Origin of the sequence: Shouchella clausii, assembly GCF_002250115.1 — a bacterium.
GTDB classification, from domain to species: Bacteria; Bacillota; Bacilli; order Bacillales; family Bacillaceae_D; genus Shouchella; species Shouchella clausii.
Genome location: NZ_CP019985.1, coordinates 3649194 through 3675603, shown reverse-complemented (window position 1 = coordinate 3675603; position 26410 = coordinate 3649194). Strand labels below are relative to the sequence as shown.

The following is a 26410-nucleotide window of genomic DNA, read 5'->3' as shown; positions in this document are numbered from 1 at the left end:
TTATCGGCCTACAAGTGCGTCGGCAAATGCTTTGCCATAAGGAGCCAAATCTGGAGGGCGGCGGCTTGAAATTAAATGCCCGTCAACGACAACTGGCTCATCATGCCAAATAGCGCCAGCGTTTTCCATATCATCGCGAATGCCTGGCGTGCTCGTCACTCGCTTGCCATTAAGAATACCTGCTGAGATGAGCACCCAACCAGCGTGGCAAATTTGCCCAATCGGCTTTTTCTGCTTGTCCATTTCCTTAATGAAGGAAAGAAGCTCTGGGTAACGGCGGAGCTTGTCTGGCGCCCAACCGCCAGGAACTAAAACACCGTCAAATTCGTCAACTGATGCTTCGTTAAAGGCAATCGTACTCGTTGCCGGTACTCCGTATTTGCCTATATACGTTTTGTTCGCTTCAGCCCCTGCAAAAACGACATCCGCCCCTTCTTCTTGCAACCGGATGACTGGATACCAAAGTTCCAAATCCTCAAATTCTGCATCAACTGCAGCTAAAACGCGCTTTCCTTTTAAACGCACGGGCCATTCCTCCTCTAAAATCCAATTCTAATTCGTACTTTGCGTGTAAACGGCGAAGTCAAATAAGCAAAGAAAACAAATTTTCATCCTTGTTGACTTCATTATAGGCAAAACCAATCTTCTCCATTCTTTCGATTAACCCATCATAATCTTTGCTGCATTTCAGTTCAATCCCAATTAATACTGGACCGTTCGATTTATTGTTTTTCTTTGTATATTCAAAGCGAGTAATGTCGTCTTCTGGGCCGAGCACATCAGTAATGAACTCACGTAGCGCCCCCGCTCGCTGTGGAAATTCGACGATAAAATAATGCTGCAATCCTTCATAGATGAGCGAACGTTCCCGGATTTCCTCCATCCGCCCGATATCGTTGTTGCCGCCACTAACAATACAAACAACGACTTTTCCCTTAATTTGTTCAGCATACAAATCGAGAGCGGCAATAGGCATAGCCCCTGCCGGTTCGGCAACTAGCGCATTCTCATTGTAAAGGTTTAAAATCGTCGTGCAAATTTTGCCTTCTGGCACAACAATAATGTCATCTAGCAGTTCTTTGCAAATTTCCAGTGTTTTGTCGCCGACTTTTTTCACAGCCGCTCCATCGACAAATTTGTCGATTTCGTCTAACTCAACAACGTTGCCTTGCTTAATTGATTCCGTCATGGATGCAGCACCAGCAGGTTCACAACCAATCATTTTCGTAGTTGGGCTAACGCTTTTTATATACGTGGCCATCCCACTAATAAGCCCACCGCCGCCGATTGATGAAAACACAAAATCTGGCGTTTCCTCGATGTCATTCATAATTTCAAGTCCGACTGTTCCTTGCCCGGCAATCACTTTGTCTTGGTTAAATGGATGGATGAACGTCATTTCCTGTTCTTCGCAATATTGAATGGCGTCCGCATAAGAATCATCAAACGTATCGCCAATTAACCTGACGTCTACATAGTCCCTGCCAAAAAATTTCACTTGTGCGACTTTTTGCTTTGGCGTGGTAGTCGGCATGAAAATAACACCTTTGACTTTTAAAGCGCGGCATGAATAGGCAACCCCTTGTGCATGGTTTCCAGCGCTTGCGCATACAACGCCAGCGGCAAGTTCTTCTTTTGATAGCGAAGAAATTTGGTAATAGGCGCCGCGAATTTTAAAAGATCTGACAACTTGCAAGTCTTCCCGTTTTAAGTAAACTGTGCAATCATATCGTTCAGACAAAACCTGATCTTTTTGCAAAGGTGTATGCGTCACGACATCTTTAATTTGTTGATTTGCTCGAATAATATCCTGTAAATGCGTGGTCATTACAAAACGTCCTTTCGTCGTGCACATTCCCTCGGGTATGTGTATAGATACAATGGTATTAATTCTAACATACGTCCACCAATTCTGAAACCCTTAGCTAAGGAGTTCTTGCACAAGCTCAAACGATCTTTTATAATAGAAGTGAGAACGTTTGCAGTTGATACATATCCGTTTTTATTGGAAAAGGAGAGGTCTGATGTTAAAGAAAGGACTCTTTGCTGCCGCTCTTATAGTAGCCATTGTTGTGCTTGCTTATGAGCCTGCTGTGCTTGCCGCTGCGGCGGAATCAACTGAACAAGTTGAAGAGAATGACGGTTTTTTACGCGTCATCCTTAACATTTTGTCTGTCGCTACACTTGCCTTTCTCGCTTTTTTAACCATCACTGATAAAGGCTAAATGCGAAAAAAAGCAAGCTCACACAAATGTGTGGGCTTGCTTCAATTTGTCGACTTGGGTTCATTACAACCAAGCCCGTTCTATTGTTCAGACGCAGCTCGTTCCATTTCAGCCAATAGACCGCTTAGCACATAACGAACCGATTTAAACGTTTCACGCTGGCGCTTCATTCCAGATGAAGGATAAAAGGACTTAATTGCAACCACATCTAAGTTCTCAACCGTTTGTTCAAGCTGACTGACATGCAAATCCCGAGGATTGGTTTTCACTAAGAATGCTTTTGCGATTGGCAGCCATTTTGACGCTAAAGGCTGAACTTTATCGGCAAACGGCTTGACCTGATTATGAAAATCGACTTCATAGGTCGGGTCCTGTTTCACCACTTCAATATAGTATTGTTCGGCTTCCTCTGTTAAAGCAAGGAGCTCCTCTGTTAATGACTTTAAAGTATCCATTGGCTACACCTCCCACAGCAAAAAGTGTAGCATATCTTTTCGTTTAAAAGGCAAACAAGTTCATAAACGATCTCCACGGTCCGCGCTTTACCTTCTTCGGCGCATGTTCATTGACTACTTGCTTTTCCTGGTGGTGATGGCTCATCATCCGTTTTTCAATTAACGACAGCCTGTCTTCAAGGGTTCCGACCAGTTTCATCATTTCATCAAGCTCGCTTCGATGCTTGAGCAATTGGTAGCTGACAACGTCATCGGCCTTTGTCGCTAGCTTTTCTTCGAGTGCATCCACTTGCACCAACATCTTTTCAAGCTTTGCTTCATATTGCTTTGTAGGTACACTTGGCACCCCTTGGCGTTCATTCAAGTTGATGTCCTTCATGCGCTTCCCTTCGTCAAGCTCACGCTTTATTTTTTTAAATAGTTGCAGATGTTTTTCGGTATAAAGAAAATGCCCTTGTTCCGTTACGTCGCAATCAATTTTAAAATATTTGGTCCACCTTTGAATCGTGGTCGGATTTACGCCAATCGCCTCTGACATTTCTTTCGTTTTCATACAATGACCTCCTTTAACTCCATTTGTTTAAAAACGGATTCGCCCTACATTCTGTTTCTCCTACACCGTTGACAAAACTAGAACAGATTCAACAAAGAAAGTCGTTCTCTTCTGGAATTAGCGGCGGCCATTCATGTCTTTTCGACAACACATAAACGAATCGGTTTTTATCCATACTGAAAGAAAGGAGGTTTTCCGTAATGAAAAAAGATCATCGCCAAGGAAAAACGAACGACAAGACCCAAACCAACGGTGAAAAAACACGCTATACAGGCGATAAAAAACTAGGCGGTCCAAACCGACCAGCTGAATGACTAGCGCGATCTATAATGAACTGCACCGGAAAAAGGTGCAGTTTTTATTTTGTTTGCCAGCGAGCAACTTGGGCTAACAATGCCAATTCCCATTTCGCCCATTTCCGCTGTTTCTCTGCCAATACAGGCTTAACACGAATTGGTTTAAAGAACGATTCCACTTCCTCTAGGTCCTGGCTATCGGCCCAATCGTTGCGAGATGCTGCTTTGTGACGAAAGCGCGGATAAACAAGCCGTAGCGGCAACGCATTCTCCAATCGGTCATACTCTTTCCGCGACCCAGTTGGCTCTTGTTGGTTTGTGAATTGGAAAATGGTTGACTCGGTCTCTTCATGGTAAAGGACCGCGCCAATTCGCTTGCCAAGGGTAATACGCGCTGTTGGATCGGCAAAATTCGTCACCGGCTCAGCGTATCCTGAGCTAGTTGGCGTTGGCAAGATGACATGGCTGAAATGGGCTAGCTCGTTTAACGTATAAAAAACAGAATGGAAAAAAGATTCCAATGCTGGTTCATTTAAAAAACGCGTCTGCAACATGAGCTGTTCATTGATAATCAAGGCAGTCATTAACCTGATTTCATCACGTTCTTCCCAAAAACGACGCCATTCTTCGATCATAAAACGAGACACAAAGAAATGTTCCAACTCTTGAAAACAAGGGTTCTTCGTTCGTTTCCATTTTGCATATAATTGCAATTGAGGAAAGGCATCTGCAAAGATCAGCCAGTTGGCACGCTCATAAACAGAGACAATCGCTTGTCTCGTCTCTTTTGGCACGATCGCAGCTAGTGGACCACCTGCAAGGTCAGTCATATTCCAGCCTGCATTCCTGGACACGATTCCAGCAAGCCGTGCCCAGCGAATTTCAGGATGGCGCCTGCCAAATGCCTCGTATGCTTTTGTCCTGGCAATATTATCGACATTGTTAAAGCGAATGATCCCTTTCATCCCATGCTTTCCCTCATTTTTTCGTTAATTTTTCAACAGATCGCGCGTTCTGTTCCGCTACTCAGACGACAAATATGCTAAAATGAAAGAATGACTATGCTTTGTTACCTTTCCGCATATAAACAAAAAACATACAAAAGCGATTTGGAAAGGATGTGGGCAAATGCCGATTCGCTACCCGAATGGACAGCCCTACTCACGAAGCCCTAAACAAGGGCAGGCGAAAAAGCCACTACCAGCCGATACATATAGCGGCCGCGGTATGACACTCGAGCACGACATTGATGAGGCGAATGTATACTATTTGAACCAACAGCGGGCAGTCGTCCATAAAAAACCGACACCGGTACAAATTGTCAAAGTTGATTACCCAAAACGAAGCGCAGCTGTCATCCGTGAAGCTTATTTTAAGCAAGCTTCAACGACAGATTATAATGGCGTTTACCGAGGCGCCTATATCGATTTCGAGGCAAAGGAAACAAAAAACAAAACGTCGTTCCCGCTGAAAAACATTCACCCGCACCAAGTTGATCACATGCGGGAAGTCAGCAAACACGGCGGCATTTGTTTTGTGCTCATTCGTTTTTTTCAATCGGCAGAAGTTTTTTTACTTGATGCCAAACATTTAATTGATTATTATGACAATCAGGACGTACGGAAGTCGATTAAAAAAACAGAGATTGAACGACTTGGACACCAAGTAAAAACGGGCCTGCATCCGCCCATTGATTATTTGCGGACGCTTGACGCCGTTTACTTTAATGGGGATGCAAAGGAGAGGACGTAAGACATGTCAGATGAGTATAAATCAAGGCAGGAGCGTAAAAAAGCCCAAAATCGCGGCAAAAATGGCAAACCGCCAAAAAATGGTGGAAAGAAAAAACGAAGCATATGGAAAAAAATCTTTATCACTATGGCGATTTTAATCGGCTTAGCTATTATTGGCGGCGGGATTACCGTTGCATCTATTATATCTGGAGCTCCTGATATTGACGAAGAGCGATTGACACTACCACAATCGTTACAGATTTTTGATATGAATGATGAGCAAGTTTATACGCTAGCCTCTGGGGAAAAGCGGATAAATGCCAATATTGACGAAATGCCTGACCATTTAAAAAATGCCTTTATTGCTGTAGAAGACCATCGCTTCTATGACCATTTTGGAGTCGACTTGCGGCGCCTCGGCGGGGCAGTTGTAGCCAATTTCCGCGAAGGTTTTGGCGCTGAAGGTGCATCAACGATTACCCAGCAACTTGTTAAAAATTTATTTTTGTCTAATGAAAAAGCATTGACGAGGAAAATTCAAGAACAGTATTTGGCCATTCAGCTTGAGCGCCGTTATACAAAAGATGAAATCTTGGAAATGTACTTAAACCAAATCAACCTTGGGCCTTCAGCTGGTTACGGCGTGCAATTAGCAGCGGAAAAGTATTTCAACAAAGAAGACTTAAACGATTTGACCGTTGCCGATGCCGCCGTGCTTGCAGCCATTCCACAGCGGCCGAGCTACTTTGATCCCCACCGAAACCCGGAAAACAACGAAAAGCGGCGCAATGTCGTCATTGACCGGATGGAACGGGAAGGCTTTATCACAGCTGCGGAAGCAGAAGAAGCACGCAATACACCGATTGAAGAGCAACTGGATTATGTTGAAGGCGAGGACACCGAGTATTTAACGTTTTACGATGAAGTGTTAACCGAACTGGAAGAAATGAGCGACTTGTCTACAAATGACATTTACAATTCAGGCTTAAAAGTATACACAACACTTGATATGGATGCGCAAGAACATGTCGACCATGTCATGAAATCGGGAGAATATGCCGATCTCGTCTTCCCAGAAAGCGAAGACTTCCGTGCAGGTGTTACGCTGCTTGAAACGCAAACAGGCGCAATTCGCGCAATGGGAAATGGCATTGACGAAAACGATCCCCGTGTAGAAAACTATGCGACTATCCGTAGACAGCAAGGTTCAGCAATGAAGCCACTGCTCTCTTACGCACCTGGTATTAACGATCAACAATGGTCAACAGCTAAAATCTTTGTTGATGAAGAATACCACTATCAATCTGAAGCCGAAAAAGAGGTCCGCAACTATGACCGGACGCATAAAGGGCCGATGACGATGCGGCAAGCATTGGCAGAATCACGAAATGTCCCGGCTGTAAAAGCCATCAATGAAGAAGGCGTCGACAATGCCTTTGCTTTCCTTGATAAAATGTTTGTCGTAAATGACAATGAGCGCTACGAATCAGCAGCACTCGGTGGAGCTGAGGTCTCTACGAAAGAAATGGCCGGCGCCTATGCTGCATTTGGAAACAATGGCGAATACCATGAACCGTATACGATTCGCAAAATCGTGTTTCCAGACGGCCGAGAACTCAATACAGAGCCTGAACCAACGCAAGTGATGGAAGACTACACAGGCTACATGATTACTGATATGTTAAAAACGGTCGTCACTGCCGGCACAGGCACAGAAGCACAAATTCCTGGCGTGCCGATTGCCGGAAAAACAGGAACGACGAACTATACAGATGATACGAGGCAGAAATACAATATCCCTTCTGGGGGATTCCCGGCTTCTTCCTTTACAGGCTATAGCACCAATTATACTGCCTCTGTTTGGATCGGCTTTTCTCAAAATGGAGAAGGCAACTATTTGTCGAGCAACCATAGCAAAACAGCACAAAGAATGTTTAAACACATTATGACGGAAGTCCATCAAGGCTTAGATACACCTGATTTTGTGAAGCCAGACTCGGTTGTGGAGATGCGTGTTGAACGGAGCACTGGCAAGCTGCCAAGCGCAGGGACGCCAAGCAGTGAAATTGTCACAGAGCTGTTTGTCAAAGGCACTGGTCCTACACAAGTGTCCCAGGAATTTGCTAGTATTTCTGACCCAACCAACGTCAGCTACTCGTATAACGAAGAATCAAACAGTGTGACGTTCTCTTGGTCTTACCCTGGAGATGAAGTCGATAACGTCAAGTTCTCCACTTCTGTAAGCAGCGGCTCCCTAAATGTAGACGAAGGTAGCATGAAAGCTGTCTTAACGGGTGTCACACCAGGTGAATCTTATACCTTTACAGTCCGAGCCCAGGCAACGGACGGAACAGGCCTACGAAGTGCGGCTGTTTCGGTAACAGCAACGATTCCAGGTGGGACCGAAGAAGAAGAGGAAGAAGAACCAGAAGAAGAAGAGGAAGAGCCAGTAGAAGAGGAAGAAGAGCCAAACGATGGCGAGGAAACACCGCCTGATGAAGATGAAGGCAACGATGATGAAAACAACAATGATGAGAACGATGGTTCAGACTCAGATTCAGATTCAGATTCAGACTCAGATTCAGATGCAGATTCAGATACGGACCCAGCAGATGGTGGCAATGACAATAATGCTGGCAACGGAGACGGAACGGACAACGGCGGTGATGGCGATTCTAGCCCTGGTTCCGATAATGGAAATAATGATAATGGAAACAGCGGCGGGAACGGCAACGACAATACAAATGGCGGCGAAAACACCAACAATAATGGCGGAAACGAAACGCCGCCTAGTAATGAGCCAGACGATTCATCCGATGGAAGTTCATCAACTCAAGGCGACAGCAGTTCTGAAGAATAACAAAAGGCGCAGCTTATGGCTGCGCCTTTTGGTTTGCCGTCTCTTGTTCGAGCCAGTTTTGTAATGCGGTGTTTTCTTGTTCCATTTGCTTTGCAAACTCCCGGCTACTAACGGTTTCAAGGCGTTGCAATTGTAATGCAATCGCGCTTTCCATCCGAGCTTTCTCTGTCATAAAGGCCGTCTGTACCGCTTGGGTGATCGCTTCCTTGCAACGTGCTTCCTCATCGCGTACATAAACAACAGCTGAAGCAGCTAGTTCTGCTGCCGCTTGTTCTTTTACATTGTCCAATTCTCCGCCTTCAAACAGCGATTTAAGCGATTGGAAGTTCTTTGCATGTCGCTCAGCATCAAATCGAATATCAGCCGGTTCCACTTGAAGAGCAAACGGAATTGTTTCTTGCTCTTCCAAATAAAATGCTTCATAAGCTTGCTGAATCGCCTGCTCCCACTCTTTCAGCCAGCGTCTATAATGGCGTTTAAACGATAGCGTCAAACGAACGGCAGTGGCCCTCGCTTCTTGGGCAAGAAACGAACTGCTGTCTTCTCCCCACTCGCGCAACGCTTTTGCTAGTGATTCACGCTGTGCTTTTTTGGTCGTTCCCTGTACAGTCGCTACATTTACATGTTCGCCAAACCCATCACGCAACATGTATTGCATCCGTTCGCGCAAATAAAGAAACAATTCGCTAGCTTCTTGCTGGAGCCGCTGTTTAAGTGGTTCCCCTGCTTCCCGGCAAAACGCATCGTACATTTGCGCAAGCGATTCGCTCATTTCGTCTTTATGCTGTTTTTGGCTCCCTGCTCCCGCTTTTGCATAAGTAGCCATTTGTTGTAAATAGCGGCTATATGCTGCGACTTCTTCATAAAGAATGTCGACATTCAGCTGTTTAAACGTTTGGAGCATTCCTCCGTACAATTCATTTTCAAATGCAGCAAACAATCCAGTTACAGGCTCACCTACTTGCTTTTCGGCCAAGGCGATTTTGCTCGATAGTGGGTACAAAGCAGCATTTTCTACCCCTGCGCTTTGCAACGAACGTAACACATACGCCTCCACCCCTTTTCGCTCGCTTTGATTAGCGGCTAAATCAACCGCATTTAAAACGAAGTAAAGCTTGTTGCTTGTGAATTGTTTATTAATTTTGCCAAGTTGTTCAATAAAGCGAGCATCAGTTTTAGAAAAGGAATGGTTGTAGTATGTTACATAAAAAATTGCATCAGAACGCCTTACTTGTTCATAAGCGACATTTGTATGACGGCCATGAATGGAATTGACGCCAGGTGTATCAACGAGCGTCAGCCCTTGCGTTGTCAAAAGACAATCGTAGTAAATACAGACATCGGCAATTAAACAGGCATGAGCTTCATTAGCAACAAGTTCACTCAGCTCTGTTAATGGGACAGTAGCTGTTGTCGATAACAACATTTCTCTTTGCTTCAAGCTAGCAGCAAGCGTCTGTAAATAGGCAAGCGCTTGCTTCTTGGCAGCTGTTTCAGTTTTGACACCTGCCAGCCTAAACGATGTTAATGTTTCTGGTGTAAGAGTGAGCGACAATAGTTTGCCGATCGAGGCAACCTCTTGTTCGAGCTCTTGATAGCCTTTATACCGAATTTGGACAGTGCCGTGGCTAAATGAAGCGGTTGCTTGCTGCACACGTGTGATCGTCGCCGTTGTTGGATGTGGGGATGTTGGCAAGACATCCGCTCCAAGAAGGGCATTGGCAAAGCTCGATTTGCCAGCGCTAAAAGCACCAAACAAAGAAATGGTGAACTGCTGTCTTTCCATTTGCTTGAGGCGACGTTCAAGGCGCTCTCGCCACTCGCTGCCCCATATGTTCGCTTGATATTGACGGAGCAGCGTACGCAAAACATCTTTGTTTGGTTCATGGCTAAAGCGCAGCCGCTCTGTTGGCTTTGCTTGCTCTTCTGCAGCTAAAAGCGTCTCATCTGAAAAGACGATGTCTTTTACCCAATTTGTCTGTTGCTCGTCTTCTGGCTGCTGCTGTTTTCGGGCCTGCTGCAACGCCTGTTCAAATGCACCGTTGTCGCTCACTCTTTTCGCAGCACTTTCAAGGCTTTCCGCTTGATGCGCATATGTTTCGTTAAGGTGTACCCATTTTTCGACAAGTGGTTTCAAGCGTTGATGCTGTTCAAGTTCAGCCTTGCCTTTTTCCAACGCCGCCTCATCTGTTTTTCGCAAGCCAGTTTGTGCTTTTTCCAAAGCAGCATTAGCCCGTTTTTTTACTTCACGGATAATCTCATCTGTGCGTTCTTTCGCAAACTGGTAGGCGTACTCTCTCCCGACGGTTTCCTTGGGTGCATGCTTGCTTAAAAACGACTCATCAATGTGGAAAGCGGTGTGCTCAACTGCTTCAAGAAATGCTTCTTTATTCGCTAAACGGTCTACTGGAATCGTTTGCAAAGAACGTTTGACATGAAAAACAAGCTGAGACTGGATTTGATCGTCTAACGCTCGTGTTAGCTGTGTAAGGAGCCGCATCCGCTCTTCTTCGGTTTTCTTTTTAGAAAAAAACCAACCGACACGGAAGTTTGGCTGAAGGGTTTCCAGCCATTGTTGCGTTTGTTCCATAAGCGCAGCATTAAACAATGTCGCTTGTCGGAAAAGCGATTGCCACTCACCCTGAAATTGCCTCTGCCTGTTTTGATGAGCATCCTTTAAGCGCTCAAGGCGCTCGTACTTTTCTTGGTAAGAAAGCAGCGTATCGAAAGAGGCGCCTTGGGCAGCTGCCTGTTCATCAAGGAGATGAACCGCTTCGTCTTTTTCTTCCTGAAGACGCCGCTGTACAGATTTATAAAAACTGTGTTTCAACCGGTTTTTGCTTGCTTCAGCTAAGCGGTTGCCAGCTAAAAGCAATGCTTTCATTTCCTGTTTAAACCGGACTAGTTCGTTTTCATGTATACCTGTTTTTTTCATGCTCGTATAATAAATCGTTACATAACGGATGCCCCATTCTTTAAGTGTGTTTTCAATACTTTCCCTGTATGCAGCAAACGAAAGTTCTCCTTCTTCATGTTTATCAATTTGGTTAATCACTAAAAACAGAGGCTTTCCTTCTGTGCTAAGTTGTTTTAAAAAATAGAGGTTCGTTTCTGCTTTTACATGGTTATAATCCATGACAAATACAATCGCATCGGTTGTATAAAGGGCATCTAATGTCACACGTTGATGCGTAGGGTCAGTCGAGTCGACGCCAGGTGTATCCATAAGTTCGCTGCCATGTTTTAAAAAAGGAACAGGGGCATAAATGCGCAGCCGTTTGATTTCGGTGCCGTCCATGCCTGAACGTTTGACAGCATCCCAATCAATTGCCCCTTGCCAGTTTTCCTCTTCACCATTTGCTTTTTCTAATACAACACGAATGTCGCCTTGGCCAATGATCACTTGGTTTGCGCTTGTCGGAATGGGGCTTGTCGGCAACAGAGGCGCACCGAGAAGCTCATTCAAAAGCGTCGATTTTCCGGCGGAAAAATGGCCACTAAAAGCGAGGCGAAACGATTGCTTCGTCTCAATCGCTTGCCAATTTTGCTTTTCTTTTTCTGTCCACTCTACAGTCGTCGTTCCAGTCATTCCGCTCACTTGTGTCTTCCTTTCCATTTTCTCTATCGTATTTGCAAATTTAGCGCATCCGTTCTCGCGTTTATGCGTGTGCTTTTGTTCATGCTTCGACCATGCTTTTTTTCATGCGCTTCTTCCCTTCCCTACACATGTCTAGCAGAGGACATGTCGGGCATTTAGGCGCTTGCGCTTTGCAATGGTAGCGGCCAAAAAAAATCAGTCGATGGTGGGCATCGGACCAATCTTCTTTTTTAATTTTTTTCATTAGCGTCTCTTCAACTTGGCGTACATTGTCTTTCCAACGACAAATGCCGAGGCGTTTTGAGACTCGCTCTACATGGGTGTCAACGGCAATGGCCGGCTCGCCAAAAGCGACACTCGTCACGACATTTGCTGTTTTTCTACCGACACCAGCAAGGGACTCAAGCTGTTCCCTCTCTCTAGGCACTTGTCCATTAAAATGCTCAAGCAGTGATTGGGACAACTTTTTAATGTTTTTTGCTTTATTCCGATAGAGGCCAATGGAACGGATATCTTCTTGTAGTTCTTCTAAAGGAACTTGCACGTAGTCTTCTGGCGTTTTATATTTGGCAAACAACTTCGGCGTTACTTTGTTGACGAGTGCATCGGTACACTGAGCAGAAAGAACAACGGCAATTAACAACTCAAACGGATTGGAATGGGTTAGCTCGCATTCAGCTTCTGGAAAAAGCTCTCCCATTTGATCAATTGCATATTGTGTATCTTTTTTTGACAACATCGCGAAACTCCTTATAAATTTTCGAGCCAATGGAAACCAGGAATGTCTTGCGTATTGGCCGTTTCTTTTCGTGGTTTAGGGGCACTTTTTTTGCGAAAGCGCTCGCTATGGGCTTTGGCGTCTTCGACCGTTTTAATGCTATTGCGTTTCCATTCAAACAGGATTCGGTCAATATAACGGAAATTGAGCTTTCCAGAAACGACGGCTTCTCGCAAAGCGGCGCTAATTAATTCAGCCGAGTGCTTGTCTTCGTCAAGCCACATGGACAATGTTTCAGCCTCGATTGGTGAAAGCGGTCGGGCAAATTCTTGTTCAAACTGTTGATACAGCTCCCCTTCTTGCTTTTTTTGCGTGTTTGCCTGCACGTCTCTGCCTTTTTGTTCGAGCAAACGGATCAACGCGGCCCACAACGGTTCAAGCGTATAGTTTTCATAAAAAACCCCTGAATCATCAAGGCGATTCTCAATGGCAAGCAGCTTTTTTTTCACGAGTGCGCCGATTAGTTTGGCGCATTCATCGAGGTTGATTGACATGCGTTCGCTTAATAACTGTGGAGTTGGAAACGCATCGCCTCCATCTAAAAACGACTGAATATGCAAAATTGCAACGAATTCATACTCGTCTAGTTGTAGATCGGTATAATGTTCTAATAGCAGCGAAGGGATCGATAAATGCTTTTGCTGCGCCCATTTTAAAAATACGTGCTGATTCATTCAAACCACCTCTTGAAGCTATAGTATACCATGGGCTGGGGGACGGTTGGGAAAAAACAAAAGGGCTGGCTTGAAAAAATCCAAGGCCAGCCTCGTTCTGTTTATGGGTACAGGCGGTTCAATAACCGTGGAAACGGAATCGTCTCCCTGACATGTTCCGTGCCGGACAGCCACGCTACCGTACGTTCGAGTCCTAAGCCAAAGCCTGAATGGGGAACAGACCCGTATTTGCGCAAATCCAAATACCATCCATAGGCATCTAACGGCAAGTTGTGCTTTTCCAGTTCTTGCTTAAGCAAACCATAATCGTGAATCCGTTCAGACCCGCCAATAATCTCTCCATATCCTTCTGGAGCGATTAAGTCTGCACAAAGGACGACATCGTCACGGTCAGGGGCAGGCTGCATGTAAAACGGCTTTAATGACCTTGGGTAACGTGTAATAAACACCGGCTTGTCGAAATGCTCGGCAATCGCTGTTTCATGCGGGGAGCCAAAATCATCGCCCCATGAAATGTCATCAAACCCTTTTTCTTTGAGCAAATCAAGGGCTTCATCATAGGTGATCCGCGGAAACGGTGCTTTGATTGCTTCCAGTTTCGTTACATCCCGGCCAAGTTGCTTCAATTCCAGTTGACAATGGTCAAGAACAGCTTTGGCCAAGTGGGCCACATACTGCTCTTGAATCTCTAAGCTTTCCTCATGTTCCACAAACGCCATTTCTGGCTCAATCATCCAGAACTCAATTAAATGGCGTCGTGTTTTTGATTTTTCAGCGCGGAACGTCGGGCCAAATGTAAAAACGCGCCCTAACGCCATCGCTCCTGCTTCAGCGTATAGTTGGCCGCTTTGGGACAAGTACGCATCTTCATCAAAGTACTTTGTATGGAAAAGCTCTGACGTCCCTTCAGGCGAGCTGCCTGTTAAAATCGGCGAATCCAGCTTTGTAAAGCCACGCTCACTGAAAAAGTCATACGTCGAACGAATGATTTGACTGCGAATTTTCATAATCGCATGTTGCCGTTTTGAACGCAGCCATAAATGGCGGTGATCCATTAAGAACTCGGTTCCATGTTGTTTTGGTGTGATCGGGTAGTCAGTCGCTTGGTGAATGAGTTCGATCTGTTCTACCGAAAGCTCATAGCCTGACGGCGAGCGTTCATCTTCACGAACGGTGCCTGTCACATAAAGAGAACTTTCTTGCGTGATCGATTTCGCTAATGCAAATACGTCCTCAGGCACTTCCGCTTTGACGACGACTCCTTGAATAAAGCCTGTCCCATCTCGCAGTTGCAAAAATGCAATTTTTCCACTTGACCGTTTGTTGGCAATCCATGCGCCGATCGTTACTTGTTCATTGACATAACGTCCCACTTGGGCGATTGTTGTTTTCACTCGTGACTCCTCCTGCCAAACGACATTTTCCGTTATCTAAAAAAGACTTCATTATTATACCTTCATCCGTTTTTCGCCGTCAATTAACGAATCCGTTAACGGTTTAATTCGTGCGAATACTAAAGCTTTTCATATATTCGCCTGTTTCAAAAGCGGTGTAATAAAATAATTTCCCTTGCGTCTCCGATGTATACGTAAACTCATAAACCGCTTGTCCGTTTTCATACCCGAGGCGCACAGAATCAAAAGCGGTCACGCCTAATTCTTTGGCAACCGTTTCTTCCATTTCCTCTAGAGGCACACCTGCATGTTGAGGGAGCACAAGCGTTGACTCCCGTTTCTCTGAATCGTCGTTCACCCACGCAAACAGTGGTTCTCCCTCATCGCTTGTGCCAGATACGACCCAATAGCTTTCTTCTCCATGGTAAAAAGACACGTCGTCTACTTCGGCCATCATCCCTTGTTCAGTCACAAAAGCAGTCGCTTCTTTTGCTCCCTCCGTTAATGGACTACGAATCGCCGTATATAGGTATATCCCAAGCCCGATTACAATAAGTAAAACAACAGAAAAAATGATGCTTAGCTTTTTTTTCATTCGCTTCCACTCACACTTCATAAATCGTCATTGTTATTTTTGAATGATCTTTTTCATCAAGCGCGTAGCCAAATGTCAAACCCTTGTCTTTTAAGGTTCGATTTAGTTGGTCCACTACTTTATAAAAATCATCTGTTTTCTCCACTGTCACAGTCGACAGCACTTTCATTTTCATTTCTGAACGCTCCAAAACGACACGCCCCTTCCTTCGTTTATACACGCCAATATCTACACTCGCCCACAATCATTGCTAAACATAGCCCCGATCCTTCGTGCCATACTAAGGATACGCCAGTTGAAGGGGGGCGTTTTTAAATGAATCAATATGGCTTAGCCGAGTGGTTTCAGCAGAACAAAGACAAAGCTTCTTTGCTTTGTCGGGCCAATGAGTCCATTGAAGACGTCTGGCCGTTCACACTAAAACAAACCGCATTTCCGGCGATGTTTGTCGCATCCTCTGCTCAAGGAGCAGACACGCAGGCTGAAACTGACTAAAAACCTTCTACCCACACCTCAAAACGCTGCGGACGCCGCAGCGTTTTTTAACTGCGCGTACTCCGCGTGTTCACTGTTGCAAGCGGCGAAACTGTTCGTTCGCTTCCTTTAAAATTCGCTCTTTGTCAAGCGTAAGCAACTGCTTGTCTTTCATTAACGGTACACCTTGGACGTACACGTCTGTTACATCAGACCCTTTCGCGGCAAAGACAAGATGCGAAACAGCCTGGCTGCTTGGGTGCAGGTGGGCTTGTTCAGGGTTTAGCATAATAAAATCAGCTTGCTGGCCTACTTCGATCGTCCCTAGATTGGCAAAACGCAATGCTTTTGCACCGTTAGACGTAGCCATACTCAACCCTTCCCATGTCGTGACAATGTCAGCTTGTTCATTAATGCCCCGCTGCAGCAACACGGCTGTGCGCATTTCTTCAAATACATCAAGAGCGTTATTTGAAGCAACCGAATCAGTACCAAGGGAAACGACGATGCCGTGTTTTTGCATACTTGCTACTTGGGCAATGCCTGAGCCAAGTTTCAAATTGCTTTTCGGATTGTGGGAAACAGCTGCTTGATGAGCGCCTAACAGTTCATAATGCTGCTCATGCATATGGACGCCATGGGCAAACAGCCATTCTGTCCCGCTAAGTAGATCTCTTTCTTGCAAAAGCTCAACTGGGTGCATGCCGTATTCATCCATATAGTCATGGATTTCTTTTCGTGTTTCAGCAAGATGCATATGGACAGGCAAACCTTCTTGGCGAGCAGCTTCGACAATGCGCTCGATGTAATCAGGCGGGCATGTATACGGGGCATGAGGGGCAAGCATCGTTTGAATACGCCCATTTGCCTGTTTATGCCATCTCCTTGCGAAACCAAGAGATTCCGCTAATTTTTCTTCCTGTTCTTCTTTTGAACAGAGGCCGATCACAGACCGCATCAATGTTGCCCGCATGCCTGCTTTTTCAATTGCCGCAGCGAAATCGTCCAAATGCAAATGGTACATTTCTAAAAACGTCGTTGTCCCAGATTCAATCATCTCCACCATACTTAAAAGGCGGGCTGCTTCTACTGCTTTTTGGTCAAGTTTTTGTTCCAGTGGCCAAATGTGTTCTGCAAGCCACTTAGACAGAGGCACGTCATCGCTAACGCCACGGAACAAAGACATGCCTGTATGGCCGTGCGTGTTGATTAGCCCTGGCATAAGCCACTTTTTATCAGCATTGACTACATTCGCTCCTTTTGCAGCCTCTTCTGCCGGCTCCCCTTGCTCAATCGCCGTAAATACGCCGTCTTCAATGACGACATAGCCATGATCGTGTATCGTCCTTGCTTCATTCATCGTCATTACTTTTGCATTTTTGATGATCGTCTTCACGACTGTTCCTCCCTAAAATCAAGGTGGTCTTCAAGCAACCTTTCCAGCTTCCCTTCGTGTACTGGTACTTCCGGCAACGAATCGATGAATGTCCGACCATAACGGGTTGTTACAATCCGCCGGTCAAAAACAAAGATGAGACCTCTGTCTCCTTTAGTACGAATTAACCGCCCAAATCCTTGCTTAAAACGAATGACTGCTTGAGGGAGAGCCAAATCGGTAAAAGGGTTTTTCCCCTCTGCTTTTGCTCGCTCCATCTGCGCCCGGTTTAATGGCAAGTTCGGCGGCGCAAATGGAAGCCTGACAATAATGAGGCACTCCAATTCGTTGCCTGGGAGGTCGATGCCTTCCCAAAAGCTATTTGTCCCAAACAGCACTGCCCTTTGCTCAGCTTGTTTAAATAATTTTAACAGCCTCATCCGCGAGCCGCTTGTCACTCCTTGGCCAATTAACGCCAATTTTCCTTCGTCGTTTAAATCCTTCACATAATAAAATACCTTTTTGAGCATATCATAAGAAGTAAAGAGGACAAGCGCTTTTCGTTGCATCACTTCCGTAATTCGCCATATTTTAATGGCGATATCCTGTGCAAACAGCTCGTCATCTGGGCCACGGACATCGGGAATATCATGAGGAATAAGCAATTTTGCTTGCTGCTCATAAGAAAAAGGAGACTCAATTTGTTTCGTTTTCACCCCAAAATCAACTAAGCCTAATCTGTCAATTTGGTAATCAAACGATTGGTTGACTGTCAAAGTCGCCGATGTCAGGACGACGCTTTTCTTTTTGGCAAAAAATTGGTCAGCCAGCCTTTCTGAGACTTCAATCGGCTTTGCATACAAATAAGTAGCATTTTTTGCCCCTTTTGGCTCCACTTCAATCCAGTAAACATAATTGTCGTCGTATTCAAGGAGGAGCTCATACAGCAATTGCACCGTTTCCTCAAAAGCGGCAATCGCTCCTTGTGTGTCAGCGAGAAGAGAACGGCTTTCATAGTCTTCTTCCACTTTTTCCTCGACCACTTGATAAGCTGCCTTTACAGTCGTCAGCACTTGTTCACCGTGAAGCTGCAAGCGCATCGCACACTCAAGAATCGCTTGCCAAAGCGAGCCTTCTTCTGAAAAGCTTTTATATACATAACTAATACGCCCTACATCTGTCGCATTGCTTCCTTGAGCGTCTAAAGCAAACACGTGGATCATTCGGAACAGTTCATCTGTGTCTTCCCGAAAGCGGGCAAGCCCTTCTTTTGCGTCGCTAAGCGCTAGCGGCTGCTTCATTTGTTCCCCGAGCGCTTCCAAACGCGCGATTGCACCGTATTCGTGATGATCGTCACCGATGCGTTGGATGGCAAAACTAACTGATAAAAAACTAGCCGTTAGCCCAAAGTAAGCACTAGCCGCTTCTTGAAAATGATGGGCTTCATCAATGACCGCGTGGCTATATGAGGGCAGTATTGAGTGAGTTTGCACAACGTCTGTTAACAGCAATGCATGGTTCGTAATAATTAAATCTGCTTTTTTCGCTTGTCGGCGAGAGCGATGGTAAAAACACCGGGAAAACCACGGATTGTACTTGCCTAAATCCGACTCGGGATCGCTTTGGACCATTGGCCAAAAGCTGCGCCCTCCTGTTGTCAAATTTAACTCTTCTACATCGCCATAATCCGTTTCAAGCAGCCAAACAAGCAATTGGGCTTTCGTTAAACAAACGTCATAAGAGTCGTTTTCCAGCTGCTGCAACGCCTGTTCAAATTTGCGTAAATCGAGATAATGGCTCCTCCCTTTGAGGACAGCCGTACGTAGCGGAAAAGGAACAATGGAAGCAAGCAAGCGCAAATCTCGTTGCAAAAGTTGCTCTTGCAACGGAATCGTATAAGTCGACAGCACCACTGGTTTTTTCTGGGAGTAAGCAAAGTAAGCGCTCGGTACTAAATACGCCAACGTTTTCCCCGTGCCGGTACCGGCTTCAATCAGCGCATGGGCATGTTCTTCAAACGCAGCGTAAACTTCCTTCATCATCTGTTTTTGCCCTGGACGATCTTCAAATGAGTCGAAGACACGGGCGATGGCGCCACTACTAGAAAAAAGCTCGTCCTCTACTTCAACAAACGGTTTATGGTCGGATGACTCGCTGTTTTCTTCCTCCTCTGCCACGCGCTTAAGCGCCAGTTGCCGAAACAAGTCATATTCTTTTTCGTCTTCGTCTACTTTCATCCATTTTTTTTGAATCAACGGCCGCGTTAATACGTCCCAGTCGCTTTTCAACCCCTTCGCGACTTGCTCTAATGATTGCAATGTCACAAGTGGCAACCGTTCTAGTTTATGTAAGAGTTTAATAAACAGTTCTGCTGTTATTTCTGCGTCGCTATCAGCGCGATGGGGTTGATCATGGTCCATATCAAGGCTGCTTGATAGCTCTGACAATTTGTAGCTTTCCTGTGTCGGCAACAATACCCTTGAAAGTTCAACGGTATCAAATTGGCAACATTTTGGAAGCCTTAACCCTTCTGTTTCCAATTGCGCTTCTAAAAAGCCTTTATCAAAAGGCACGTTATGGGCAACTAAACTGGAGCCTTCCATAAAGGCAAGCAAATCTGTTGCAATTTCTCGAAAAACAGGCGCTCCCTCCACATCTTTATCTGTGATGCCCGTTAATTCTGTAATAAAAGGCGGAATGCTGCAACAAGGATCCACAAATGTTGAAAACCGATCCGTAATCGTGCAACCTTCCACCTTAACCGCTCCAATTTGTATCATTCTTGCGCCTTGATCTGGCGAGTTTCCGGTTGTTTCCAAATCAATGACAACAAACGATTGAGACACGTTTACACCTCTATTCGGAAGCCTTACCCTCCTTGGGCAGCCTGCAACATGCACCATGATTCATACGCTTGCTGGCTTGTCTTGCCAAGCTCGAACAATAAATCAACCGCACGGCTATCTCCTGACAATGCTTGGTTCCAGGCAAAGCCATGAAGCAACTCCGGCGTTTTCCCATTGATAAACATTAGCTGTTCGTAACTGTAGCATGCCAGTTCATGTTCGCCGTACCATTCGGTTAGCTTGGCCAGCGCCAAAAGCGCTTCGCTCGAATCAACGTTCTCTGCACAATCAAGCCATACGCCGCGCGCTTCCTCAACCATTCCACCTTTATAAAGCGAAAGGCCAAGCAACATAAAAGCATCGGCATCGTCACATACTTGCGTATAAGAGTGAAAATAAGCTGCAGCACTATCGTAAGCTTCCAACCAATAATAACATATGCCTAAATTATACACGACATCAGGGTTGTCTGTTAATGAATTTGCTTTTTCTAAAAACAATATCGCTTCTTCTGCTCGGCGAGCAACCATTTCAATAATGCCAATGCCAAGGTAAGCGAAGTGGGTGACGAGCGGATCGAAAGATACTTGCAATACATATAAAAAGCCGCTTCTCGCTTCCTCAAATTTCTCCGTGTATAATGAAGCATAGGCGATATACAACAGACGAATATTTTCTCTTTCGCCTTCAGCCTCCTCGTTTTTCAAACAACAAAGCGCTTCGTCAAACTGATGGGCATCGAACAGGATCGTCCCTTCCGATTCGTACACAAACATTGGCGCCGTTTCTTTTAACCGCTGCCGCAATTGGTTCAATGCCTCATCCATCGCTCCCCAAACATCCAATACTTGCTGCGTCATCTGTTCAAGCACGATCACATCATCTATGCTTCTGCTAGTCGGCGACTGCCAAATGTTTTGGTAAAGCGCTTGCCACTCGTTAATCCATGAATGCAAAAAAATCCCTCCCCCTAATGGCAAAATGCCTTGTTTCATTCAGTGTGTATCACCAGGGGAGGGAATATGCGTGCTAACGGACGGTAGAAGCTGGCTCTGTGCCTAACATTTCCACAATTCGGTTGTTCTCATCCAAAATCGCCACTTTCGGCTGATGGGCAAGGGCTTCCGCGTTTTCCATCATCGCATAAGACAAAATGATGACGACGTCTCCAGGTTGGACTTTTCGCGCGGCGGCACCATTTAAACAGATGCCCCCTTCTCCTCTCGTCCCTTTAATCACATACGTTTCAAACCGTTCGCCGTTGTTGTTGTTCACAATTTGTACTTTTTCATTTTCAAGCAAATCGACTGCATCCATGAGGTCTTCATCTATGGTGATGCTGCCTACGTAGTTTAAATTTGATTCAGTAACCCGTGCACGATGCAATTTTGCTTTCATCATTGTCCGATACATCGTTCAACCCTCCGTCGCGATTGTTCATGTCAATTAAGATGTGGTCAATTAAACGTGCTTTCGAAAATTGGTAAGCGAGAGCCAAAATGACAATGCCGTCACTTTGCTCAACTTCTTTAAGGGATGGATACTCATACGCTTCGACATAATCAATGCTGCCTAGAGGCAATGCAGCAAGATGTTGCCGCACTTGTTGGACAAGGTCGCTTAGTTGGCTTGTCGGCAACTTTGCTGCATCGCGCAGGGCAGCATATAACTTCGGTGCGGCTTGGCGTTCTGCCGGCGTCAAATTGGCGTTGCGGGAGCTCTTCGCCAAGCCGTCGTCTTCGCGAACAGTTGGACAAGCAACAATTGTCACAGGCAGGAAGAACTCCTTAACAAGTTGTTTAATAATGGCGACTTGCTGCGCGTCTTTTTCACCAAAAAAGGCGAAATCAGGCTGAACAAGCATAAACAATTTCAACACAACGGTAGCCACTCCGTCAAAATGGCCAGGGCGGCTTTTGCCGCATAACACGTTCGCACCTTGCTTCACATGAACCGTTTGCGTATACCCATCAGGATACATTTCTTCATCAGTTGGGCAAAACAGCACATCGCACCCTGCTTCTTCTGCTAACACGCGGTCTTTTTCCAATTGTCTTGGATATTCATGATAGTCCTCGTGAGGGCCAAATTGCAGTGGGTTCACGTAAATGCTCACAACGACCAAGTCGCATGTTTGCGCACAGGCACGCACCAACGACTGGTGACCGCCATGCAATGCACCCATCGTTGGCACAAACCCAATCGTTTTCCCTTGTTCACGTGCGTCCTGCAACAGTCTTTGCAACTGACCTGTTGTTCCCACTTCAATCATTTTTTGTCGCCCCCATACACAGCCAACCAGCCTGTGTCGTTCGTTGTATACGTATGGGCTTCTTCTGGAAATGCCCGTTGTTTCACATCAGTGACATAAGAGACGAGCCCTTCCTCAATGATTGGCGATACAGCCGTATATTGTTTGACAAATTTCGCCACTCGTTCCGACTCGTAGCCAATCACGTCGTGATAAACAAGAACTTGGCCGTCTGTCTCTGCTCCAGCGCCAATGCCAATAATCGGCACGTTGATTTCTTTAGCCAACAATGCGCCAAGCTGCTTTGGAACACACTCAACGACAATGGCAAACGCGCCAGCTTGTTCCAATGCCTGTGCATCAGCAAGCAACTGCTCGCCTTCCTCTTGCGCCCTTCCTTGCACGCGATAGCCGCCTAAAACACCGACTGATTGTGGCGTCAAGCCGATATGGCCAACAACAGGCACACCTGCTGCCGTTAGACGTTGCACAGTACTGGCAATGTCTGCGCCACCTTCCAGCTTTACCGCATCGGCTCCTGCCTCTTGCAACAGCCTACGCACATGGCCAGCCGTTTCAGAAAACGAGCTATGGTACGTTAAAAACGGCATGTCTGTGACAACAAATGTGTTTGGCGCCCCGCGTTTGACTGCTTTCGTATGCAGAACCATATCATCAACGCTCACAGGAACCGTGGAGTCGTAACCAAGCACCACCATTCCGAGGGAATCGCCGACAAGGATCATGTCTACGCCAGCTCGTTCTGCCAAGCGGGCAGAGGGTGCATCATAAGCCGTAAGCATCGCAATCGGCTCACCATCTCGCTTCATTTGTTTAAACGTTTTTGTTGTTTTCACATCTGTCCTCCTGTTTCATGTGTTCAAATTTTGAACTGCATGAAACGGCAAAACTCCTTGCACCTAGTGCAAGGAGCCGAAGGCAACGTGAAGCTATGTCCCGGTCACTGATAAGATCCAGGCAAGCTTTCGTTACGTTACGATCCCATACCTCTTTTGGGTGCCGTTCTAGCAGATACAGCCCTTGCGCCCCTAGTATAGCATACGTTTGCCGTCAGTTGTCGAGTTCAATGTCTGCAGAATAAATCAAGTGTTCTTGACCGTCCTCGTCTTGAATGCGCAAGCGCCCGTCATCGGTAATGCCTAATGAATAGCCTTGTACAATCCGCGAAGGCGTTCGGGCAGACAGTTTCGTATGGAGGCTGACTGAGCGCGCTTCCCAGAGCGGGCGAATCGCAGCAAAGCCGTTTTTTATGTATTCATCGTACAGCCATTCAAATTCATTCATTACAGCGGCTACTAGCTTTGCCCTCTGAACCGGATTGCCTGTTTCTAGCTTAATCGACGTGGCGATTCCGGCTAAAGTTTCGGCGAAATCATTGCTCTCCTGATTGCAATTGATGCCGATACCGACAATGCAATAGTTCACTCGGTCAGGATCAGCAGCCATTTCCGTCAAAATGCCTACCAATTTTTTGCCGGCATACAAAATATCATTTGGCCACTTGATGTCACAAACCAACCCACTTACTGCCTCAATTGCCCTTGTGACAGCTACAGCAGCCAAAAGCGTTAATTGCGGCGCTTGGTTAACGCTAATGTCTGGCCGTAAAAGCAAGCTCATCGATAGGCTTGTCCCCTTCGTAGATTGCCATTGGCGGCCAAGCCTGCCTCTTGCCCCTTGTTGTTCATTTGCGACAATGAGCGTTCCTTCTCGGGCTTCCCGGGCTGCCTCTTCATGGGCAAGAGGTTGGGTAGAGGCAACCGAATCATAACTGTGGATGTTTCGCCCAAGCGTTTTTGTTTGTAAATGTGCTTCGATATCATGGGCAAGCAAAGTGTCTGGAGAAGAGAGCAATCGATAGCCTTTTTTCGGTGCTGATTCAAGCTCGTAACCTTGTTCTCTCAGCGCAGATAGCTGCTTCCACACGGCTGTACGGGAAACGCCGAGCTTACGGCTCATTTCCTCGCCAGAAATGTAAGCACCTGACTGAAGCAGTGCCAATAGCTGTCCTTTCATTTTCCTTCCTCCCTCGTCGTTAAAAATGCCAAAATCGCAGCCTTTTCATTCGGGCACTTTTTTGTCACAACGGCCTTTTCTGCCGCTTGTAGCGCCTCCTTAATCCATGGGCCTGGTACAGCTTTTGCATGAAGCAAATCACGGCCTGTAATCGCCAAATCGCTTTTCGCTTTGATCGGCAAGGCAGACCACTGTTCAGCCAATTCTTCTTTCTGAATGCTCGGCAATTGGCGCCCAGCACGAATTGCCTCAATTTGCATAGCGATCGCCAAACCGGAAATGTACAGTTGCCAGTCGCTCCAGCGCTGTTGTGTTTGTCGATATTCAAACGCCTTTATTCCAGCTGCCACTAGCTGTTTTCGCTTTTTCGGCAACGGCAAAGCCGCAATGCTGCTTGATCCGCCTGTGCAAATCGCAAATTCAAGCCAAGCTCTGTCGCCACTGTCCCACTGTTGTTTTGGCAGTCGTTTCAGTTCAGCTAATTGTCTTTCAGTAATATGAATGCCTGGAAGGCAATGAATGGCGCCTGTCTCTTGTAAAAACGCAAACGCCGCCTCTGTCTCCATTCCTTTTAACAATTTTTCCAGTTCAGCCGCCACCCGTTCAAGAGCGCAGCGTTGCAACGCTGCTTTTTGGACAGTTGTTTCCTTCACCAATTGCTGGTCAGCCTCAAAGCCTAATGAACTAATAAACCGGGCCGCCCGCAACATTCGCAAAGGATCTTCGCTTAAACGCTTCTGTGCATCATACGAACGTAATAGGCGGTTTTGTAAATCCTGTCTGCCTCCATAAGGGTCAATGACCTCTCTCGTTTCCGTCATTGCCAGTGCGTTTATCGTAAAATCGCGTTTTTGCAAATCTTCTACAAGTGTCTCGCCTTTAAATGTCGTTATTTCGATTGGGCCTTTTTCTCCGGGAACAAGCACCGTCTGGTGTTCACGGTTAATGTGCACACCTCTAGAAAAAATGTCGGCAACTTGATGAGGGGATGCTTGCGTCGCAACATCAACGTCGTCGACATCCTTGCCAAGCAAATAGTCGCGAACAGCTCCGCCGACAATGTATGCTTCGAAACCGGCGGCGTTTAACGTGCGAACGACTTTAAATCCTTCCATCCAAATGCTCATAACGGCTCCCCTTTAAGCATGGCTTCATATAAACGCTCATATTGGCTAACGATGTGTTGCGAATCAAACGACTGCTTTACTCGTTTAAGCGCCGCTCGTTTAAAGGCTTGGCGCTTTTTATCATCCGCCAATAAGGAAATCGCTTTTGCAGCTGCCTCCTCAATGTTCCCAAGGGGGCATAAATAACCAGTTACTTCGTCTTCAACAACTTCCGGGATGCCACCAATTTTTGTCGCGATCACAGGTACCCCGCATGCCATCGCTTCAAGCGCCACTAAACCAAAGCTTTCTTTTTCGCTTAACAACAGCATTAAATCGCTCATAGACAACAATTCAGCAACATGCTTTTGGTTGCCTAGCATAAGGACATCGTTTGTCAAGCCGTTTTCTTCCACAAACTGCCTCGCAATTGGCAACTCTGGCCCATTGCCGATTAAAAGCAATTTCGCATCTCTGCTTTTAACAATGAGTTGAAATGTTTTCAACACGTCCATAATCCGTTTAACTGGCCTGAAATTCGAAATATGGATAATGATATCTTCCGTTTCCGAAAGGCCGTAACACGCCCGCAATTGCTCCACTTGTTTTGGATAATACACTTGTTCGTCAATAAAATTATAAACGGTCTGAATCGGCTTATCAGTACGTACTAGCTCGTTTGTTTGCCGGGCCAGATCATAGGACACAGCTGTGACAATATCGGACTGTTCAATCCCATAGCGAATAAGCGGCCGCAAAGACGGCTCAAACCCTAGTACGGTAATATCTGTACCGTGGAGCGTCGTCATGATCTTTATGTCTTTACCACTCATCTCCCGTGCAAGAATCGCGCAAATTGCATGCGGAACAGCATAATGGACATGAAGCAAATCAAGCTCATGCGTTAAAATGACTTCAGCTATCTTGCTGGCTGCACTCAAGTCATGGGGCGGGTGTTTAAATACAGCGTATTGGTTGACTTCAACTTGATGAAAAAAAATGTTTGGGTAAACTTTATCATCAAGGCGGAAGGGGATTTCCGTCGTAATAAAATGGACTTCATGCCCCCGAGATGCTAGTTGTTTTCCTAGTTCTGTCGCCACTACGCCGGATCCTCCAACTGTCGGGTAACAGCTAATGCCAATTCGCAATTTTTCCAC

At 46.0% G+C, this 26410-nt stretch carries 24 protein-coding genes; 4 read left to right on the top strand and 20 right to left on the bottom strand.

Annotated elements, in window-relative coordinates; all coding sequences use genetic code 11:
• Together BC8716_RS17890 and ilvA are read right to left on the bottom strand one after the other, a co-directional pair.
• Window positions 1-525 (bottom strand): type 1 glutamine amidotransferase domain-containing protein, encoded by a 525-nt coding sequence (locus tag BC8716_RS17890; protein WP_094427910.1) that lies wholly within the window; start codon window positions 523-525, stop codon window positions 1-3.
• 58 nt (window positions 526-583) lie between these two features.
• Window positions 584-1828 (bottom strand): threonine ammonia-lyase IlvA, encoded by a 1245-nt coding sequence (gene ilvA / locus BC8716_RS17885; RefSeq protein WP_094427908.1) that lies wholly within the window; start codon window positions 1826-1828, stop codon window positions 584-586.
• Between the two features lie 196 nt (window positions 1829-2024).
• Between ilvA and BC8716_RS17880 the strand changes: the two genes are divergently transcribed.
• Window positions 2025-2225: a hypothetical protein gene (locus BC8716_RS17880; protein WP_035202566.1), complete on the top strand. Its 201-nt coding sequence runs from the start codon at window positions 2025-2027 to the stop codon at window positions 2223-2225.
• Between the two features lie 80 nt (window positions 2226-2305).
• Here BC8716_RS17880 and BC8716_RS17875 read toward each other — a convergent pair whose 3' ends face one another.
• The 3 genes from BC8716_RS17875 to BC8716_RS17865 all read right to left on the bottom strand — a co-directional run bounded on the left by BC8716_RS17875 (window position 2306) and on the right by BC8716_RS17865 (window position 4494).
• Window positions 2306-2680 carry a YppE family protein gene (locus BC8716_RS17875; RefSeq protein WP_094427906.1) on the bottom strand — a complete coding sequence of 125 codons (375 nt, stop codon included), beginning with the start codon at window positions 2678-2680 and terminating at the stop codon, window positions 2306-2308.
• Window positions 2681-2723: 43 nt separating this feature from the next.
• The gene (gene racA / locus BC8716_RS17870; protein ID WP_094427904.1) at window positions 2724-3233 is read right to left on the bottom strand and encodes a chromosome-anchoring protein RacA; all 510 of its coding nucleotides are present in this window, start codon (window positions 3231-3233) and stop codon (window positions 2724-2726) included.
• A 358-nt stretch (window positions 3234-3591) separates the two neighbouring features.
• Window positions 3592-4494 (bottom strand): DUF2515 family protein, encoded by a 903-nt coding sequence (locus BC8716_RS17865; protein WP_094427902.1) that lies wholly within the window; start codon window positions 4492-4494, stop codon window positions 3592-3594.
• Between the two features lie 163 nt (window positions 4495-4657).
• On the opposite strand from BC8716_RS17865, the gene recU reads away from it, so the two are divergent.
• Together recU and BC8716_RS17855 are read left to right on the top strand one after the other, a co-directional pair.
• On the top strand, window positions 4658-5281 hold the full coding sequence (recU, locus tag BC8716_RS17860; RefSeq protein WP_094427900.1) for a Holliday junction resolvase RecU: 624 nt from the start codon (window positions 4658-4660) through the stop codon (window positions 5279-5281).
• Window positions 5282-5284: 3 nt separating this feature from the next.
• Window positions 5285-8122, top strand: a complete 2838-nt coding sequence (locus BC8716_RS17855; RefSeq protein ID WP_094427898.1) for a penicillin-binding protein 1A — start codon at window positions 5285-5287, stop codon at window positions 8120-8122.
• Window positions 8123-8135: 13 nt separating this feature from the next.
• Here BC8716_RS17855 and BC8716_RS17850 read toward each other — a convergent pair whose 3' ends face one another.
• The 6 genes from BC8716_RS17850 to BC8716_RS17825 all read right to left on the bottom strand — a co-directional run bounded on the left by BC8716_RS17850 (window position 8136) and on the right by BC8716_RS17825 (window position 15351).
• Window positions 8136-11711, bottom strand: a complete 3576-nt coding sequence (locus tag BC8716_RS17850; protein WP_257392305.1) for a dynamin family protein — start codon at window positions 11709-11711, stop codon at window positions 8136-8138.
• 88 nt (window positions 11712-11799) lie between these two features.
• Entirely contained in the window at window positions 11800-12459 is a 660-nt protein-coding gene (gene nth, locus BC8716_RS17845; protein WP_094427894.1) for an endonuclease III, read from the bottom strand.
• A gap of 11 nt (window positions 12460-12470) precedes the next feature.
• Window positions 12471-13172 carry a DnaD domain-containing protein gene (locus BC8716_RS17840; RefSeq protein ID WP_094427892.1) on the bottom strand — a complete coding sequence of 234 codons (702 nt, stop codon included), beginning with the start codon at window positions 13170-13172 and terminating at the stop codon, window positions 12471-12473.
• Between the two features lie 101 nt (window positions 13173-13273).
• Window positions 13274-14566, bottom strand: coding sequence for an asparagine--tRNA ligase (gene asnS / locus BC8716_RS17835; protein ID WP_094427890.1), 1293 nt, complete (start codon window positions 14564-14566; stop codon window positions 13274-13276).
• Between the two features lie 103 nt (window positions 14567-14669).
• The gene (locus tag BC8716_RS17830; protein WP_094427888.1) at window positions 14670-15161 is read right to left on the bottom strand and encodes a cell wall elongation regulator TseB-like domain-containing protein; all 492 of its coding nucleotides are present in this window, start codon (window positions 15159-15161) and stop codon (window positions 14670-14672) included.
• Between the two features lie 10 nt (window positions 15162-15171).
• On the bottom strand, window positions 15172-15351 hold the full coding sequence (locus BC8716_RS17825) for a YpmA family protein (protein WP_062746701.1): 180 nt from the start codon (window positions 15349-15351) through the stop codon (window positions 15172-15174).
• A 125-nt stretch (window positions 15352-15476) separates the two neighbouring features.
• Here BC8716_RS17825 and BC8716_RS17820 point away from each other — a divergent pair, with 125 nt between their 5' ends.
• Entirely contained in the window at window positions 15477-15656 is a 180-nt protein-coding gene (locus BC8716_RS17820; RefSeq protein ID WP_062746699.1) for a hypothetical protein, read from the top strand.
• A gap of 70 nt (window positions 15657-15726) precedes the next feature.
• Here BC8716_RS17820 and BC8716_RS17815 read toward each other — a convergent pair whose 3' ends face one another.
• From BC8716_RS17815 to bshA, 9 genes are all read right to left on the bottom strand, one after another.
• Window positions 15727-17031 carry an amidohydrolase gene (locus BC8716_RS17815; RefSeq protein WP_094427886.1) on the bottom strand — a complete coding sequence of 435 codons (1305 nt, stop codon included), beginning with the start codon at window positions 17029-17031 and terminating at the stop codon, window positions 15727-15729.
• A complete protein-coding gene (dinG, locus tag BC8716_RS17810; RefSeq protein ID WP_062746695.1) occupies window positions 17028-19856 on the bottom strand; it encodes an ATP-dependent DNA helicase DinG in 2829 nt (942 codons plus the stop codon). The genes BC8716_RS17815 and dinG overlap by 4 nt, the downstream gene beginning before the upstream one ends.
• A 23-nt stretch (window positions 19857-19879) precedes the next feature.
• On the bottom strand, window positions 19880-20851 hold the full coding sequence (locus BC8716_RS17805; protein WP_094427884.1) for a tetratricopeptide repeat protein: 972 nt from the start codon (window positions 20849-20851) through the stop codon (window positions 19880-19882).
• Window positions 20852-20885: 34 nt separating this feature from the next.
• Window positions 20886-21269, bottom strand: a complete 384-nt coding sequence (gene panD, locus BC8716_RS17800) for an aspartate 1-decarboxylase (RefSeq protein ID WP_094427882.1) — start codon at window positions 21267-21269, stop codon at window positions 20886-20888.
• Window positions 21220-22128, bottom strand: coding sequence for a pantoate--beta-alanine ligase (panC, locus tag BC8716_RS17795; RefSeq protein WP_094427880.1), 909 nt, complete (start codon window positions 22126-22128; stop codon window positions 21220-21222). The genes panD and panC overlap by 50 nt, the downstream gene beginning before the upstream one ends.
• A complete protein-coding gene (gene panB, locus BC8716_RS17790) occupies window positions 22125-22964 on the bottom strand; it encodes a 3-methyl-2-oxobutanoate hydroxymethyltransferase (RefSeq protein ID WP_094427878.1) in 840 nt (279 codons plus the stop codon). Before panB ends, panC begins: the two co-directional genes overlap by 4 nt.
• Before the next feature lie 214 nt (window positions 22965-23178).
• Window positions 23179-24144, bottom strand: coding sequence for a biotin--[acetyl-CoA-carboxylase] ligase (locus BC8716_RS17785; RefSeq protein ID WP_094427876.1), 966 nt, complete (start codon window positions 24142-24144; stop codon window positions 23179-23181).
• On the bottom strand, window positions 24141-25271 hold the full coding sequence (locus BC8716_RS17780; RefSeq protein WP_094427874.1) for a CCA tRNA nucleotidyltransferase: 1131 nt from the start codon (window positions 25269-25271) through the stop codon (window positions 24141-24143). The genes BC8716_RS17785 and BC8716_RS17780 overlap by 4 nt, the downstream gene beginning before the upstream one ends.
• A complete protein-coding gene (bshA, locus tag BC8716_RS17775; protein ID WP_094427872.1) occupies window positions 25268-26410 on the bottom strand; it encodes an N-acetyl-alpha-D-glucosaminyl L-malate synthase BshA in 1143 nt (380 codons plus the stop codon). The genes BC8716_RS17780 and bshA overlap by 4 nt, the downstream gene beginning before the upstream one ends.